This window comes from Actinomyces sp. zg328, from assembly GCF_009829635.1.
Taxonomy (GTDB): Bacteria; Actinomycetota; Actinomycetes; order Actinomycetales; family Actinomycetaceae; genus Actinomyces; species Actinomyces marmotae.
Genome location: NZ_VWPE01000001.1, coordinates 220,695 through 236,838, shown reverse-complemented (window position 1 = coordinate 236,838; position 16,144 = coordinate 220,695). Strand labels below are relative to the sequence as shown.

General features: G+C 73.3%; 14 protein-coding genes. 9 read left to right on the top strand and 5 right to left on the bottom strand.

Features of this window, described 5'->3' with window-relative positions; all coding sequences use genetic code 11:
- Nucleotides 1–43: 43 nt before the first annotated feature.
- Nucleotides 44–1,837 (bottom strand): MBL fold metallo-hydrolase, encoded by a 1,794-nt coding sequence (locus tag GVV75_RS00970; RefSeq protein WP_159813069.1) that lies wholly within the window; start codon nt 1,835–1,837, stop codon nt 44–46.
- A gap of 1,199 nt (nt 1,838–3,036) precedes the next feature.
- Between GVV75_RS00970 and GVV75_RS00965 the strand changes: the two genes are divergently transcribed.
- Entirely contained in the window at nt 3,037–3,729 is a 693-nt protein-coding gene (locus GVV75_RS00965; protein WP_159522064.1) for a hypothetical protein, read from the top strand.
- Between the two features lie 39 nt (nt 3,730–3,768).
- On the opposite strand, the gene GVV75_RS00960 is transcribed toward GVV75_RS00965, so the two are convergent.
- Nucleotides 3,769–4,935 (bottom strand): M48 family metallopeptidase, encoded by a 1,167-nt coding sequence (locus GVV75_RS00960; protein ID WP_159813067.1) that lies wholly within the window; start codon nt 4,933–4,935, stop codon nt 3,769–3,771.
- Nucleotides 4,936–5,117: 182 nt separating this feature from the next.
- Here GVV75_RS00960 and GVV75_RS00955 point away from each other — a divergent pair, with 182 nt between their 5' ends.
- Both GVV75_RS00955 and GVV75_RS00950 read left to right on the top strand, forming a co-directional pair.
- Complete coding sequence (locus tag GVV75_RS00955; protein WP_159813065.1) at nt 5,118–6,365, top strand: hypothetical protein; 1,248 nt, start codon at nt 5,118–5,120, stop codon at nt 6,363–6,365.
- A gap of 65 nt (nt 6,366–6,430) precedes the next feature.
- On the top strand, nt 6,431–7,153 hold the full coding sequence (locus GVV75_RS00950) for a peptidyl-tRNA hydrolase (RefSeq protein WP_159813177.1): 723 nt from the start codon (nt 6,431–6,433) through the stop codon (nt 7,151–7,153).
- A gap of 106 nt (nt 7,154–7,259) precedes the next feature.
- On the opposite strand, the gene GVV75_RS00945 is transcribed toward GVV75_RS00950, so the two are convergent.
- The gene (locus tag GVV75_RS00945; protein ID WP_159522070.1) at nt 7,260–7,850 is read right to left on the bottom strand and encodes a GtrA family protein; all 591 of its coding nucleotides are present in this window, start codon (nt 7,848–7,850) and stop codon (nt 7,260–7,262) included.
- A gap of 376 nt (nt 7,851–8,226) precedes the next feature.
- Between GVV75_RS00945 and GVV75_RS00940 the strand changes: the two genes are divergently transcribed.
- Nucleotides 8,227–9,585, top strand: coding sequence for a M18 family aminopeptidase (locus GVV75_RS00940; protein WP_159813063.1), 1,359 nt, complete (start codon nt 8,227–8,229; stop codon nt 9,583–9,585).
- Nucleotides 9,582–9,998: a YchJ family protein gene (locus tag GVV75_RS00935; protein WP_159813061.1), complete on the top strand. Its 417-nt coding sequence runs from the start codon at nt 9,582–9,584 to the stop codon at nt 9,996–9,998. The genes GVV75_RS00940 and GVV75_RS00935 overlap by 4 nt, the downstream gene beginning before the upstream one ends.
- A 101-nt stretch (nt 9,999–10,099) precedes the next feature.
- Here the strand turns inward: GVV75_RS00935 and GVV75_RS00930 are convergent, their stop codons facing one another.
- Complete coding sequence (locus GVV75_RS00930) at nt 10,100–11,197, bottom strand: oxidoreductase (RefSeq protein ID WP_236266017.1); 1,098 nt, start codon at nt 11,195–11,197, stop codon at nt 10,100–10,102.
- Between the two features lie 293 nt (nt 11,198–11,490).
- On the opposite strand from GVV75_RS00930, the gene GVV75_RS00925 reads away from it, so the two are divergent.
- Entirely contained in the window at nt 11,491–12,435 is a 945-nt protein-coding gene (locus tag GVV75_RS00925; RefSeq protein WP_159813059.1) for a patatin-like phospholipase family protein, read from the top strand.
- A gap of 123 nt (nt 12,436–12,558) precedes the next feature.
- Here the strand turns inward: GVV75_RS00925 and GVV75_RS00920 are convergent, their stop codons facing one another.
- Nucleotides 12,559–13,128: an NUDIX hydrolase gene (locus GVV75_RS00920; protein WP_159813057.1), complete on the bottom strand. Its 570-nt coding sequence runs from the start codon at nt 13,126–13,128 to the stop codon at nt 12,559–12,561.
- A gap of 3 nt (nt 13,129–13,131) precedes the next feature.
- Here GVV75_RS00920 and GVV75_RS00915 point away from each other — a divergent pair, with 3 nt between their 5' ends.
- The 3 genes from GVV75_RS00915 to GVV75_RS00905 all read left to right on the top strand — a co-directional run bounded on the left by GVV75_RS00915 (nt 13,132) and on the right by GVV75_RS00905 (nt 16,117).
- Nucleotides 13,132–14,166, top strand: coding sequence for an alpha/beta fold hydrolase (locus GVV75_RS00915; protein ID WP_159813055.1), 1,035 nt, complete (start codon nt 13,132–13,134; stop codon nt 14,164–14,166).
- A gap of 211 nt (nt 14,167–14,377) precedes the next feature.
- Entirely contained in the window at nt 14,378–14,935 is a 558-nt protein-coding gene (locus GVV75_RS00910) for a biotin transporter BioY (protein ID WP_159522078.1), read from the top strand.
- A 174-nt stretch (nt 14,936–15,109) separates the two neighbouring features.
- The gene (locus tag GVV75_RS00905; protein ID WP_175994061.1) at nt 15,110–16,117 is read left to right on the top strand and encodes an MsnO8 family LLM class oxidoreductase; all 1,008 of its coding nucleotides are present in this window, start codon (nt 15,110–15,112) and stop codon (nt 16,115–16,117) included.
- The last annotated feature ends 27 nt before the right edge of the window (nt 16,118–16,144 follow it).

Below are 16,144 nucleotides of genomic sequence, written 5' to 3'. Positions count from 1 at the left end.
ACAGCCCCGCAGGCGCCGGGCCCGCCGCCCAGGGCTGTGGGTCCTAGCCGAGCCAGGCGCCCGAGGGGGAGAAGGAGTGCGCCACGCCGTCGATCATGACTCTGCCCGTGGCCAGGGATCCGGAACTGGTGAGGTAGTACCAGGCGCCGCCTTGGTTGAGCCAGTCGTTGGCCCGCATGGCGCCGGAGTGGTCGAGGTAGTACCAGGTGGTCCCATCCTTCAGCCAGCCGGTGGACATCGCGCCGCTGCCCCCCACGTGGTACCAGGCGGCGCCTGATTGGATCCACCTGCTCGTGGACATGGAGCCCGAGGCGCTGAGGTGGTACCAGGCGGTCCCACTGGCCACCCATCGGTTGGCGGCCATCCGTCCCGAATCAGGGGCGAAGTAGTACCAGGAGGAGCCGTCCTTCAGCCAGCCGGTCTTCATTGCGCCGTCGGGGCCCAGGTAGTACCAGGTGGTTCCGTCCTTCAGCCAGCCGGTCTTCATCGCGCCGTCGGCGCCCAGGTAGTACCAGGCCCCCTTCCAGCTCGCCCAGCCGCTCTCGGTGGCGTAGGGGCTGTCGGAGAACCAGTAGTAGTCCTCCCCGATCCTCCTCCAACCGGTCAGCGGGGTGGCGACGCCGTTCCGGTAGGCCGCGGCGTGGGGGCTGCTCGCCTGACGGGTGCGCAGGACGAGCCCGCCGCTCGTGGCGTCGACGTCGGAGAGGTGGACGCCGTCGTCGGCGAGGGCGACGACGAAGCTGATGTGCCCGGAGGCGCGGAGCTCATCGGCTGAGTACCACCTGGTGCCGAGGCGGTCCAGGGTGCGCTGGGTGGCGGGTGCCAGGGCTTGGAAGCGCCCGGTCTGGAAGGCGATCTTGGGGCGCAGCGTGGTCAGGAAGCCCTCGCTGTTGGAGGAGATGGAGCCGTGGTGGCCGAGCTTGAGGACATCGACGTCGCCGATCAGCGGGGCCAGGCGGTCCTCGTCTCCGTAGAAGTTCTCGATATCCGATGCCAGGAACGCCGAGCGCCCGTGGGCCGTGACCTTGACGCCCCAGGCGCTCTCGTTGGCGTCGTAGATGTAGGGGGGCTGCTTGTAGGACTCGTCGTAATTGACGATCTCGATTCGCATGTCCCCGAAGTCGAAGGTGGGAGACGCTGTGGTGGGGGCGCTGGGGTCGGGTGTGACGGGGGCGCCGGGGACCAGGTGCTGGATGAGGGCGGAGCCGTGCTCCGCCTGGGCCTTGCGGGCGGCGGCGATCATCCGGTCGTAGACGTACTGGTTGTCCCAGAGGTTGTTCTTGCTGGTTATCCAAGCGTCGGAGTACTCGGGGGTGTAGATCCGCTTCGGGTGGAACTTCTCGATGACGGTGTCAGCCGTGCCGATGTGGTCCGAATGCGCGTGGGTGCCGATGTAGAACTCCAGGTTGGTGGAGTTGACGCCGAGTTCGTCGAGGTAGGCCCACATGGCGTCCTCATCCGGCGCCCCCTGGGTCACGCCGGGGCGCAGTGGGTACCGGGGATCGTCCCCGCGGGGGTAGTCCTTGTCCTCCCCGGAGTCGACCAGCGCGAAGCGCCCGTTGCTCTGCAGCACGATGACGTCGGAATCCACGAAGGACAGGATGTGGATCGACTCATCGGAGGCAGAGGCGGAGGCGGCGGCGGGCGCGGGACCGGCGGTGGGCGGGGGATCGGAGGCGGGCAGGGGACCGGAGGCGGCGGCGGGCGCGGGGGCCGAGCCGGCGGCCGCCAGCGCGGCGCCGACGAGCATCGGCGCGATGGCGCGGAGGGCCCAGCGCAGGGCGCGTCTGGGGGCGCCTTGGGATCTTGGTTGGCTAATGGGATCGGGCAGAGCCATATCAGTCTCCTCGGGAGTCCCGGCCCCGCCTGGGGAGGGCGGAGAGGGGAGGCGCGCCACTGCCGGGTCTGGGAGCGTGGCGCTAGGAGAGGATATCCGCGCCGACTGCCCTCACCAGTCGTGAATCCCCGTGATTCCAGCGATCTCTGGGGCCAACCGTGAGGTCAGGAGGACCGGTGTGAGATTCGCGTTGATGGGCGCGGCGTGGGATGTGCGGAGACCTCCTCGGCGAGGCGCTGGGGCTCGCGGGCTGACCGCCGTTCGCCTCGTGTGCCTTAGACCCGAGGGGCGGTCGGGCCGGAGAGCGTCGCGGTGCTCTTGCGCGCCCGGAGCCCGCGCGCGGTGACGACGACGGTGGTGTTGAGTCCCGCCATGCGCGGCGGGCCGGCCGAATCGTGCTCCTACTACCAGATCCTGTCGAAGCCCGAAGGGGGGACAGCGGGCACTCCTGGCCGTCCTTCTCGATGACGGAGCCCGAGGTCTGGCCGTTGGCGGGTTGGCAGGTGACATCGGGCTCGGGGCTGAGGGGTGCCCCTATGTGGTGTGCCAAGCGGCGGTGGGTAGTGGTGTGGCTGGTTGTGGGTCGTGGAGGGAGCCGTTTCGGATCATGCGCGCGGGGTGATGATGTGGCGGTGGGCCAGATGTGGCGCCGCTGGCCCCCCGGGGTGCCGGGTTCGCGGCCTGGGCCCGGGGATACTGTCTCGGCCCGGCGTTGCGGTCTTGGTCTCCAGATACCGTCTGGGCCCGGGGATACCGTCTCGGCCCGGCGTTGCGGTCTCGGTCTCCAGATACCGTCTCGGCCCGGCGTTGCGCCCTCATTCTCGCAGTTTGAGGCGGTTTCTGTGGGGTGAGGCGGTATCCCGGGGGTGAGGCGGTTTGTGTGGGGTGAGACGGTATCCCGGGGGTGAGACGGTATCCCGGGGGTGAGACGGTATCCCGGGGGTGAGGCGGTTTGTGTGGGGTGAGGCGGTATCCCGGGGGGCGGCTCGTGCTGGCTCGTGCTCGCTCGTGGGCCGGGGGCCGCGCGCGCCGCGGTGGCTGGCTTGGGGTGGCGGTCCTTGGGCCCCAGTGGTCGGGCTTGCCGGCCTCGATGCCGTCGCCCGGACGCCCGGACGCCCGGACGCCCGGACGCCCGGACGACCGGGCGCGGGCCGGCCGCGGCTCGCCATCGGGCCCCGGCGCCTGTCTAGGCTGAGGCCATGACGAACACGACGCCCTCCGGGCCCATCGACGGGATCCTCGCGGCGGCGGCCGCTGAGTTGGCCGGGGAGGCCGCCGCGGGCCCGGGCGACGCCCCCGGAGCCCTCGCGGCCCCCACCGACCCGGCTCTCGCCGCCGCCCTGGCCGACGGACGCCTCATGCTCTGGCAGGCTGACGCCCGCGACACCCACCGCGTCGCCCAGCTCCTGGCGCTGCGCGGGACCACGATCCAGGAGGCGCTGGAGGCGGCGCCCGGCATGATCGAATCGATCCCCGTGCTCGTCCTCGCCTCCCTGGAGGACCCCGCCCATCGTGACGACTTCGACGCCGCGATCTCCGTGGCCCTCGCGGGCGCCTTCGTCCTTCCCGCCGACCCCGACGAGGGCCGGGAGGCCTCCTGGATGGTCACCGGTCTCATCCTCGACCCCGCCGCCAGGACCCGCCCCATCGGCCGCGATCTTCTCGAGGGCCTCGCCGAGGCGGTCGACGCCGCGGACCCCGGCGCCCCACTGTGGGCCTTCGTCGAGGCCAGTGAGCACGCCGTCGTCGCCAGCCATCTCGCCGCCGGCTTCAAGAAGGTGGAGCAGCGCCCTCACTACGCGGGCATCACCTTCCCCACCGGTGATGGCGCGCTGCTCGTCCGCGAGCCCCAGGCGCTCCCGGAGGGTGAAGCGCCCGACGGCGCGGCCTGAGCCGCCGGGCATCCCGGCGTCAGCGGCTGTCAGCGGCTGTCAGCGGCCGAGCGGCCGGGGATCGGCCAGGCGCACGGCGTCGCGCGGAGCCTCGTACTCCACCCCCGGGTAGCGCCCGAACTGCTCCTCGGCCACCCGCGGCCGCGTGGCGTCCATGAAGGCCAGGACCTGCCCCGGCGTCGGCCACGACTTGCTGGACTCACGGCCCATGGGGCTGATCGGCCCGGCGAGGACGCCCTGCTTCGGGCGGACCATGAGCCTGCCCGGCCGACTGCGGTCCCGCAGGGCGTGCGCGCGCCAGGTCAGCACCGGATGGCTGGCCCGCCAGGAGGCGATGTGGAGCCAGAAGCCCCGCTCCGTCACGGCGCGATCCGCCAGGGCGTGGAAGTTGACCTGCGGCCCCAGGTACTTCCCGGCGGCGAGGATCCCCATGATCCCCGGCGCCCCCTGCGGAGACGCCGCGTAGCCGTGGTTGTCCGCCGTGTACTCCTGGGCGCGGCTGAGCGCCGGCCCGATGAGCGGGGCCTGCATACCCAGCGTCGTGATGGCCAGGCGCAGGAAGGAGACGTGGCCCGCGGCCAGGTGCCCCACCTCGTGATTGATGACGAAGCGCAGAGCCTCCGGGTCGCGCGCCGAGCCGCCCACCTCGAACAGGTCGGAGTAGACGACGACGTAGCGGCGGAACCCGTGCCCGGCGGCGAAGGCGTTGATCTTCCCGCTTCCGAGCACCACGTAGGCGTCCGGCACGCGCCGTAGCCCGAAGTTGTGCGCGGCCTCCACGACCATCCGGTACCCCTCGGGGAACTGCGTGAAGCTCATCTGCACCGCCCGCGAGCGTTGCTGCGCGTACAGGATGGCGCGCACCACCCACAGGAGGATTGGCAGGAGGGGGACGAGGAGGATGTACTGGCCGATGGTGCTCATGATGAGCGAGCGCGCCGTCGCCCTGGCCCCGGTGGGCTCAGGGTCCGCGATCAACCAGGCGATGAGGCCGATCCATGAGGCGTAGGCGCCCAGCGTCACCAACCCGCAGACGGCCACGAGGGGGAGCTCCTTGGGATGGCGCAACGCGCGGATCCCGAACCACCCGTGGATGGTTGCCCCATTGAACAGGGTGGGGGGCTCCACCGGTGGCTGGACCGGTCGGGGGGCCTGGGCGCCCAGGGGACCGCCGGACGGCGCCCAGGGGACGTACTGCTGTGTCATACGCGGCACCGTAATGGGCTTCGCGGATGAAGTGGTCATCCCGCAGGTGGATGCGCCACCGGCGCGCCTCGATCTGGGAGAGGGGCGCGCCGCCGCCAAGACGACCGTCGCGCAGGGGCGCGCTCCCCGTCACCGCGCGCCCGCCATGGCGCCGACGGCGATGGCGCGCGACAATCCCTTCCATGAGCGAGAACCGAGCTGAGCACCTAAGCCCACGGCCCGACGGCGAGTCGCCAGGGGCCCCACGGCCCTACGGCTCCTGGCCCGGCCAGGCGACCCAGTCGATGCCCTCCGCCGGCGAGGCGGGCGCGCTCGGCGACGAGGCCGCCGACGCCGTCGCCACGGACGTCTTCTCCGCTGATGAGGGGATCGAGGGCTATGGCGTCATGGGCGGCGCCCACGGCTCCAGCGGCGCCGATGCCGCTCCCGACGGCGCGGCCACCCCCGCCGAGGCGCCGCTCGCCCAGACGATGGCCCTGCCCCGCGACGCCGTCCTGTCCGGGATGGTCGGCTACCCCGACCCGGCACCCCGGCTCCCTCGGGCGCCTCAGATGCCCGCGGAGACCGCCTACCTGCCTCCTGTCGCCCAGCAGGACCCCACCTACCAGGCCCTGCCCGCGCCCTACCCGCAGCCCCCGGGGCCCGCGATGCCACCGCCCTACCAGCAGGCGCCACCGATGATGCCCGCGGAACCTCCCATGGGTGCCCCGGCCCCGCAGCGCCTCCAACCGCTCCCCGCCCGTCTAGGGCCCTCCTGGTACGCCGTCATGCTCGCCTGGATCTGGCGCGCCTCCATCACCGGGCTCGCGGGCTACGGGCTCTGGCTCCAGCTCGATCCGGTGCTGCGCGCCGACCGGATTGTCGGCGGGCACGCCCTCGTCCTCGGGCAACTCCGCTTCTTCACCACCCTGAGCAACGCCGTTGTCCTCGTGATCGTGGCGGGAGCCCTCCTTGAGCCGCTCGTGGGCCGCGCGGGCGCCTTCAGCCTGGGGTTGCGCGCGTTCGGCCAGTGGGCGCGGGGCCTGGCGGTCGTCATGGCGGTGTTCACCGGGCTGGTCTTCGGATTGATCATGAAAGGCGGCTTCGATCGGCCCATCAGTTGGATCCCGCACCTGGCCCTGCCCGCCGCCATGACCCTGGACTGGGTCCTCGTGGGGCGCAATCAGAACCTCCTGCGCTTCTCCACGCCCGTGACCTGGACGATGGCCCTCCTGCCCTACATCCTGCTGTACATGTGGGACGCCCGCCGTAACGGCCACCCCATGTACAGGTTCCTCGATCCGAATAAGGACGACTGGCTGGCCTGGATCGGCTCGCTCGTCGGCGGGTTCTTCGTCCTGGCGCTCGTGGTGTGGATACTGGGCCGCTTCCGCGGCGCCATCGTCGCCAGCGGCGAGCGCGCCCGGGCCGGCGCGGGTGGCGGCTGGTGATCGGCGCGGCCCCGGACGGGCGCCACTCCATCACCGGGCGCCCGGACCACGCCACCCCCTGGGCGATGCAGATCGCCGTGCGCTATGACAAGGTCACCCCGCCGCGGTCGATCGACGTCGCCGAGGCCGCCGCCCGCGCCGTCGTCCGCCTCCTAGCCGATGCCCGCAGCGCCCCCGGCGGGCCCTGGGCCGAGGCCGTCGACCACTGGCGCGACGGCCGCATCCGCAAACTCGTGCGCCGCGCCCGGGGCAAGCGCTGGGAAGAGGTCCAAGAGCTCCCCGGCCTCACCGTGGAGCAGGACGGGCCACTGGGGTGGGGCAGCGCCGCCGCGCGGGCCTTCGTCCCCGGCCCCGTCCGGCCTCTCCCGCCGCCGCTGGCCAAGACCCAGGTGGAGGGCACCCACTTCCCCGACGGCGCCGCCCTCCCGCCCCCGCCGGCGGCCATGACTGCCGCCATTGAGAAGGACCCCGCCAGCGCGCCGGAGAGGATCTCCCTGGGGGTGGGATCGGCGTCGTCGGGGGCGCTGGTGACCATCGAGGTCACGCCCCTGCATGAGATGACCTCCGGCAAGCTCTGCGCCCAGGCCGCCCACGCCGCCCAGCTCGCCTGGGAGAGCGCGGGCATGCCCGAGGCACTGCGGGAGGCCTGGGCGGCCGACGGCTACCGGGTGCGCATCGAGCGCCCGGATCGCGCCGCATGGGAGGCGGCGAGCAGGCCCGTGAGCGTCGTCGACGCCGGGTTCACCGAGCTCGACGGCCCCACGGAGACCACGCGCGCCCACTGGTGAGCAGCGGGCGCGCCAAGGGGGTGGGAAGACGGCGGGCCGAGGAGGCCCAGGTTGGGCTCGGGTCCCGGTCGGGCTCGGCCCGGCCGGCTTGGCCCAGCCCCGCTGCTCAGGCCGAGGCGGGGGCCTTGTCCCGGGCCGAGTCGCGGAACACCCACAGGCGCACGAACACGTAGAGGTACAGGCCCTCGCAGCAAGCGGAGACGACCCGGGCCACCAGCGCGTTGACCCCTACCCAGTGCAGCAGGCTGGACAGCCCCAGGATGAAGATCACGTACTGGCTGATCAGGCCGATGAAGTAGCGGCCGCCCTGGAGCGCCAGGTGCTCATGGGACTGGAAGTTGAGCCAGCGGTTGAGCAGGAGCGAGTACACCCCGGCAATCACGTAGCCCACCGTCACCGCCAAGGAGTACCACCAGTGCAAGTGGTTGTAGAACACGCTCAGGCAGGCGATGTCGAGCAGGAAGGCCGAGCCGTTGATGACCGCGTAGCCGATGAAGGTCTCGGGGACCAGCCGCCGCAGTGCCGCCGGGATCAAGCGATGGACGGCCCCGGTGAAGCGGGCGAATCGCTCGGGAGCGCGCGAGGCGCGAGTCGTGGGCGCGTCGGGGGCCGCCGGGCCGCTGAGGGGGGCGGCCGACTCGCGCGCGGCGCTCGGCTTTCCCGTCTCGACGGCGGTCTCGGGCCTCGTGCTCGACATACCAGTCCTTCCTCGCGCTCGCGTCCTGGGCCGCCAGCCGTCCTGGGCCGCCAGCCGTCCTGGGCCGCCAGCCGTGGCTCGCGGCGCTCACCATGCCGCCCCAGTCTCGCCCAGCCGCGCCCCCGCGACCAACTCCTCCAGGCCGATAGCGGGATCCGCGCCCTCCGCCCGAAGGATGAGGGACTTCGGTGCGCGGCTCGGGCGAGCCCCGCTCCCGCCGCCTCAGACAGGACCGCCACCGCCCGCCAAGAGCCTCGTCTGTGAGGCGGTGACGTTCGCGGGAGCGTCTGGCGGCACATGCGGAGGAATGATGGCCGTGCCGACTGGAACAAAGTCCTCATCCGCGCCGGCTCATCATCGGTGCGAGGATGCGGCCATGCCAGAGACACCCGCACCGCCCGCCCCCACCGGAACCGCGGCCACCGCGCGCGGCGCGCTCCACGACGTCGATGCCTACGCCCGCGAGCTCATGGACTACGTGTCCGCCTCCCCGAGCTCCTACCACGCCGCCGCCGAGGCCGCGCGGCGACTGGCCGCCGCCGGATTCACCGCCCTCGACGAGACCGAGCCCTGGGGGCCCGACACGCCTCGGCGCGGCTACGCCGTCCGCGACGGCGCCATCGCCGCCTGGGTCCTGCCCGAGGCTCCGGGGCGCGACAGCGCCTTCCGGATCGTCGGCTCGCACACCGACTCCCCCGCCCTCATGCTCAAGCCGGCGGCCCAGATGGGCCGCGACGGCTTCGCGCTCATCGGGGCAGAGGTCTACGGCGGGCCCCTGCTCAACTCCTTCCTCGACCGCGAGTTCGGCCTGGCCGGGAGGCTCGTCACCCGTGACGGAGCCGTCCACCTCGTGCGAACCGGACCGATCGCCCGCGTCGCCCAGGTCGCCCCGCACCTGGACCGCGGTGTCAACGACTCCCTCCACCTCGACCGCCAGGCCCACCTGGCCCCCATCTGGGCCCTGGGCGCCGCCGACGACGTCGAGGCCCACCTGTGCGAGATCGCCGGGATCGAGCGGGGCGACCTCGCCGGCCACGACGTCCTCACCTATCCCACCGAGGTCCCCGCCCGGTTCGGCCGCCGGGCTGAGTTCATCGCCTCCTCCCGCCTGGATGACCTCAGCTCCGTGATCGCGTCACTGGTAGCGCTGGAGTCCCTGTGCTCAGGCGAGGGCGGGCGGACGGCCGGCGGCACGGCCCCGGGCGACGTCGTCGTCCTGATCGCCAACGACCATGAGGAGGTCGGCTCCGGCACCCGCTCCGGCGCGGCCGGCCCCTTCCTCGAGCAGGTCCTGCGGCGCCTGGCGAGGGCGCTGGGGATCACCGGCGAGGCCCACGAGGCGATGCTCGCGCGCTCGACCTGCCTCAGCGCCGACGCCGCGCACTCCGTGCACCCCAACTACGACCGGCTCCACGACCCCGTCGTGCGCCCCGTGCTCGGCGGCGGGCCCGTCCTCAAGATCAACGCCCAGCAGCGCTACGCCACCGACGCGATCGGTCAGGCCCTCTGGGAGCGGGCCTGCGCGGCTGCGGGTGTGCCCCACCAGGCCTTCGTGTCCAACAACGCCGTGCCCTGTGGGACGACCATCGGGCCGATCACCGCTCAGCGCCTCGGGATCACCACCGCGGATGTCGGCCAGCCGATCCTGTCCATGCACTCCCAGCGGGAGATGTGCGCCGTCGTCGATGGGCCATGGCTGGCCCAGGCGCTCGCCGTCTACTGGGCCGGGGCATGAGCGGCGTGCGCACCGCCGGGGCGCGCCCCTCCGACCCCTGCCCCTGCGGGAGCGGCGCGGTGTTCGGCGCGTGCTGCGAGCCGATCCACGACGGCACCCCCGCCCCCACCGCCGAGGCCCTCATGCGCTCGCGGTACTCGGCCTTCGTTGTTGGTGATGAGGACCACATCTTCCGCACCTGGCACCCGCGCACGCGCCCGCCCGGGCCGTACTGCCACCCCGGAACGGCCTGGCTGGGCCTGCGGATCGTGGAGACGGTCGGCGGGGGAGCGGCGGATGAGACCGGCATCGTGGAGTTCGTGGCCCGCTACCGGGCCTGGGACGGGCGCGGCGGGGTCGTGGAGGACGAGTTGGTCGAGCGCGGCCGCTTCATCCGCCGCGCCGGCCGCTGGCTCTACGAGACCGCCCTCTGACCGAGACCGGTCGTTGTTAGGACCGAGACCGGTCGAAAACTGCGCCGAGACCGGTTCGGCGCGCCGCCCGCCCCTGGGGGCGGCGCGCCGTCGGCCGGCCTTCACCGCCAGGCGCCGCGCCAGTACTGGACGGGCAGCCCCGCCTCGCGCCAGTCGTTGACACCCAGCTCATGGGCCCAGCGCACGGGCAGGTAGGGGTCCCGCAGGGCTGGGCGGCCCGCTGCGATCGCGTCGGCATCGCCCGCGGTCAGGATCGCCTCGGCCTGCGCCGCGGAGTCGATCACCCCCACCGCGACCACGATGACACCCGCGCCCGGCCCGCCGTCGGCGACCGAGGCCGCCAGGGCGGCGCGCGCCTGCGCGGCGTAGGGCACCTGGTAGCCAGGGCCCACCGGCACCGTCCCGGGCACGTTGCCACCGGTGGACACGTGGATTGCGTCAACGCCGGCGGCCGCGAGTTCGACCGCGAAGCGCGCGGTGTCCTGGCCGGTGAGCCCGCCCTCGGCCCAGTCGGTGGCCGACAGGCGGATGCCGAGCGCCCGCGGGGCACCCGCCTCAGCGCCGTCGATAGTGCCCGCCGAGCTCCCGGCGTCGTCGATGGCGTGGCGCACCGCGGCGACCACCTGGAGCGGGAAGCGGCGGCGGCCCGACTCATCGCCCCCGAAGGCGTCGGAGCGCGTGTTGGACAGTGGCGAGAGGAACTCATGGAGCAGGTAGCCGTGCGCTCCATGGATCTCGATGAGGTCATAACCGGCGGCGGCCGCCCGGCGCGCGGCCTGGGCGAAGGCCTCCACGAGCCGCGCGATCCCGGCCTCGTCCAGCTCGCGCGGGACCGCGTGCCCCTCGCTGGGGTAGGCGATCGCGCTGGGCGCCACGAGGTCCCAGCCCTGAAGCGTCCCCGCGCGGGCGCCCGCCGCATCCGGCCGCCACGGGGGCGTGCCCGCCTTGCGGCCGCCGTGCCCGAGCTGCACCCCGGCCAGTGCGCCGCCGTCGTGGATGGCCGCGACGATGCGGCGGTGCCCCTCGATCTGGGCGTCATCCCACAGGCCCAGGTCGAACTCGGACAGCCGCCCCTCAGGGGTGACCGCGGTGGCCTCGACGATCACCGTGCCGAAGCCGCCGACGGCGCGCGTCCCGTAGTGCAGGACGTGCCAGTCGGTGGCGACGCCGTCGTGCTCCTGAGCGCTGTACATGCACATGGGTGGCAGCCACAGGCGGTTGCGGGCGGTCAGTGGGCCGATCTGGAGGGGGGGAGAGGAGGGCTGGAGTGCTCATGCCGTGACGCTACGGCCCTCTGCGCCCCAAGCGCGGGGGAAAGGCGAGGTGGGGAGCGCTGTTCTTCTCTGGGGGAACATGGGAACAGGGTGCCTGGATAGGGGGCCGGACCGGTCTCGATCCTCATTTCGACCGGTCTCGATCCTCATTTCGACCGGTCTCGCGTCTGTTTTCGACCGGTCTCGATGAGGAGGGGTGGGAGGGGTAGCGTGATGCCGTGACCTCCCGCAATCCGCAGTCCGGCTACTACCCCTACGGGCATCCCCTGCACGCCCCCGCTCCCGTGACCGCCCGGATCGACGACGTCGCCCTTGTCTTCGAGGGGGGCGGCATGCGCGGCGCCTACACCGGCGCCCTCGTGCGCGCCCTGCTGGAGGAGGGCCTGGAGTTCGGATGGGTGGGCGGCATTAGCGCCGGCGCGACGAACGCCGTCAACATGATCACCCGCGACACCTGGCGCGCCCGCGAGGCCTACCTCGCCATGCCGCTGCTCGGTGACGCCGGTGGCTGGGGCAGTTTCGCCCGCGGGCGCGGCTACTTCAACTCCGACCGTATCTACCAGCGCACCTCCGCCCCGGACGAGGAGATGCCCGTTGACTGGCCGGCCCTCGAGGCCTCCGACGCCGAGCTCGTCCTGGGCGCCTTCCGCTGCGACACCGGTGAGCAGGCCTACTTCCACCGCTCCGACATGCCCACCCCCGCGGATCTCCTCGCCCGCGCCCAGGCCTCCGCGTCCATGCCGGTGCTCATGCCCGTGGTCGAGATCGACGGCGCCCCCTACCTCGACGGCGCTCTCGGGCCCACCGGGGGGTTCGCAACCGATGCCGCGCTCGCCGACGGCTATGAGCGCCTCCTGGTGATCTCCACCCGCCCCGCCGGCTACCGCAAGCCCGAGGAGAAGCGCCCCGAGGTCTACCGGCGGCTCCTGCGGCAGTACCCCTTGGCCGCCGAGGCCCTCATCAGCCGCCCGCGTCGCTACAACGCCGCCCTGGAGGACATTGAGCGGCGCTGCGCCGAGGGCAGCGCCTACCTGTTCTGCCCCGACCGCATGGACATCGCCAACGGCGAGCTGCGCTACGACCGCCTCACCACCGCTTTCGAGGCGGGACTCGTTCAGGCCCGGCGGGAGATGCCCGCGATCAGGGCGTTCCTCGGACTCTGAGCTGGGCCCGCCGGTGCCGGGCCCGCCGGTGCCGGGCTCTCCGGTGCTGGGTCCGCGACTAGGCGCCGGCTGACGGCGACCGCCCCCTCATGGGGGCGCGCCCTCACGCGACCGCCCCCTCCCTCAGTGCGGGCGCGCCACCCCGTAGTGCGCGATCCGCTCGCCGTCGAAGCCGAAGGGCAGGATCGCGGGCACAGGCGCGCCGCCGTCGAGAGCCGTGGCGAGCCGCTCCAGGACGGCACGCTCATGCGGCGGGACCGGATCGGGGAGGTCCGCCAGGGCGAACCACTCCAGGCCCGCGCATTTCGCGCCCTCCATGATCCGTGGCTCGCCCGTCCAGGAGCGCGCGGTGAAGAAGAAGTCGACGCGCTGCTCCAGTGCTGCCCCGCCCACGTCGTTCGAGCGGTGCAGCGTGGTCAGCGGCTCGATCAGGCTCGGCTCGACAGTGACCCCCACCTCCTCGGCGGCCTCGCGCGCGGCCGTGCGGGTGACGGGCTCGCCGTCGTCCACATGCCCGGCCACCCCGCAGGCCCAGTGCCCATCCATGTAGCCGGTGCCGCGCCGCAACTGCAGGAGCACCCGCGTGCGGAGCGAGGGCGCCCCCTGCCCGGGAGCCTCGCGCAGCAGGAGGAGGTAGGCGGCGGGGATCAGGGCGAAGGGCTGAGCGGGCGGGGTCGGGCGGGGTACATTCATGGAATGACCATAAGCGGATCGCCTGGTGCGGATGCGGGGCGGGCCCCTCGGGAGGCCGGGATCGCGCGCGAGGCCCGGGAGTGGATTACCGCCGACGACGGCCGCCGCCTCGCCCTCAGCGTCTGGGCGCCTGCCGATGGCGCGGCCGATGAGGACGGCGCGCCGATGCCGCGCGCGGTCATCCAACTCGTCCACGGCATGGGCGAGCACACCGCCCGCTACGGGGCCTTCGCCCGCCGCGCCGTGGAGGCCGGCTACGCGGTGGTGGCCGACGACCACCGCGGGCACGGCCTGACGATGGCCTCCCCGGATGAGAGCGGGCACACCGCCGACGCCGACGGCGCCGAGAGGATCCTCGCCGACCTCGCCCAGGCGCGGGGCTGGATCGGGCGGGCCTTCCCCGGGCTCCCGGTCATCCTCATAGGCCACTCCTGGGGCTCCATCCTGGCGCGGGTGCTCGCCCCCAGGCTCGGGGCAGGTCCCGGGGCCGACCCCGCCGCCGCCATCGCCGGTCTCATCCTCGTGGGCACGACCGGGAGCGCCGGGATCCTCGCGGCCATCGGCCCCGCCGTCACCCGGGCGCTGTGCCTGGCGCGGGGGCCGCGCCGGCGGGAGAGGATCCTCGACGCCCTCGTGTTGGGGCCCTACAGCAAGCCCTTCTCCCCGGGCCGCACCCGGTACGACTGGCTCAGCCGGGACGAGGCGGTTGTTGACGCCTTCGTGGCCGACCCCCTGTGCGGATTCGACTACACCAACGCCTTCTATCGCGACCTCGTCGACCTCGTGCGCGCGGCCTCCAACCGCGCCATCTTCAACGCCACCCCGGCGGGACTGCCGATCCTCCTGCTGTCAGGGGCCCAGGACCCTGTGGGCGCGATGGGGAAGGGGCCTCGCTGGGTGGGGCGGCGCTACGCCAGGGCCGGGGCCTGCCCACTTGGCCTGCGCCTCTACCCGGGGGCGCGCCACGAGGCCCTCAACGAGACCAACCGCGACGAGGTGATGGGCGACATCCTGGACTGGATCGCGCGCGTCGTCTGAGGACCCGCTCAGCGGCCACCGGGGCGCGCTCGGCACCGCTGGTGGTGCCCCGGTAGCGCCCGGGCGCGACGGCGGGCGCCACCCTTCCCGTGCTCGCGAGCTCGTCTCCTGAAATTTCGCTCCTTTTGTGGGAATCGCACAAGATGGAGTGGGGTGAGGCTGCGTGGGTCCGGGGTATCCCGCTCGGAGAGCGCCCGCATACCGTGGGCCCATGATCAATAAGACCTCGCCAGCGGCCGGTGCGGCCGTTGCCACGCCCGCCTCCCACCTCGCCCTTGCCGCGCGCGAGGCGGCCCTCATCGTCCTGGGCACCGCCGCCCTCGCCCTCATCGGCCAGGTCTCGCTACCGCTGCCCTTCACCCCGGTCCCGGTGACCCTGGGCTCCCTGGCCGCCCTCGGCGTCGGCGCGGTGCTCGGCAGCCGGCGCGGCATCGCCTCCTCCCTCCTGCTGGCGGGGCTGGCCGCCGTCGGGGCGCCGGTCCTCGCCGGTTGGAGCGGTGGGGTGACCGCCTCCTTTGGCTATGTCCTCGGCTACGCCCTGGCCGCGGGGCTCGCCGGCCGTGTCGCGCGGTCGGACGCCGGCCTTCCCGTCCGTTTCGCCCTCATGCTCATCGCCTCGAGCTCTGTGTTCGTCCCCGGGGTCATCTGGCTCAAGATCGCCCTGGGGGTGGGCTGGGGCAAGGCCGTCGCCCTGGGGCTGACGCCCTTCATCATCGGCGACGTCCTCAAGTCCGCCTTCATGACGGTGGTGACCGCCAAGCGCCGCTGAGCGCGCCGTCAACTCCACGACCGGCCCGGGTGATCGACGCCCGGGCCGGTCGCGCGCCCGGCGCGGGGCGGGGGACAGCGCGGGCCCGGCGCGGGGCGAGCCTGGGGGACGCGAGTTGACGCGCTGTGCCTTCCGACCCACGTATTGTCCCGGCCGGGGCACTATCGTTCCGCCATGAGCGCCGAGCTGTCCGTCCTCGACCCCGTCCCCTCCGCCGTCGGACGCGGCTGGGGCCGCGCCCTGACCGAGATGCGCGAGTTGGCGCGCGCGGCGGACAGGGCCGGCTACGCCCGATACTGGGTCACCGAGTACCACGCCTCCCCCCTCTACCTGTCCTCGGCCACCCCGATCCTGCTCGGCCAGGTTCTCGCCGCGACGGAGCGGATCGGCGTGGCCGGCTGCTCGATGCTCCCCAATCACCCGCCCCTGGTCGTCGCCGAGCAGTTCGGGACGCTCGCCACGATCTACCCCGGGCGGGTCGGGATCGGGCTGGGGCGCGCGCCCGGCACGGACGCGCTGACAGCGGGGGCGCTGCGGCGGGGCCCGGCGGACCCCGCCGCCTTCACATCGAGCATCACCGACATCCTGGGCTACGTGGGTCACGGTGAGCCGGGCGGTCCGGGGAGCCGGGTCCGGGCGGTCCCGGGGGAGGGGACCCGCACGCCCGTCTGGGTACTCGGATCCTCGGTCAACGGCGCGAGGGTCGCCGGCGCGCTGGGCCTGCCCTTCGTCGTCGCCTCGCATTTCGCCCCCTCGCAGGCCGAGGCGGCCGTGGCCACCTACCGGTCGGTCTTCGACGCCTCCGCGCCGACGGCCACCATTGAGGCCCCGCGCGTGGCCGCGGCGGTGAACGCTGCCGTCGCGCCCAGCGATGATGAGGCGCGCAGCCTCTTCTCCACCGCGATGGCCTGCGCGGCGCGGCTCGTGTCCGGCGCCCCGGGACCGTTGGAGCCGCCGCTGGAGGATCCGGAGGGCTGGCGGGCGCTGGCGGCCGGGAGGGAGGGCGCTGTCGAGGAGGCGATGCGCCTGTCTTTCGTGGGGGCGCCCGAGACCGTGGTCACCGGCCTGCGCGATCTTGAGGAGCGCTGGGGCCTGGAGGAGGTCCTCGTCCTGTCCTACATCTACGACGCCGCCGCCCGCCGCCGCTCCTACGAGCTCCTCGCCTCCGCCTGGCGCCCCTGACCCCCATGAGCGAGACCGGTCGAAAAT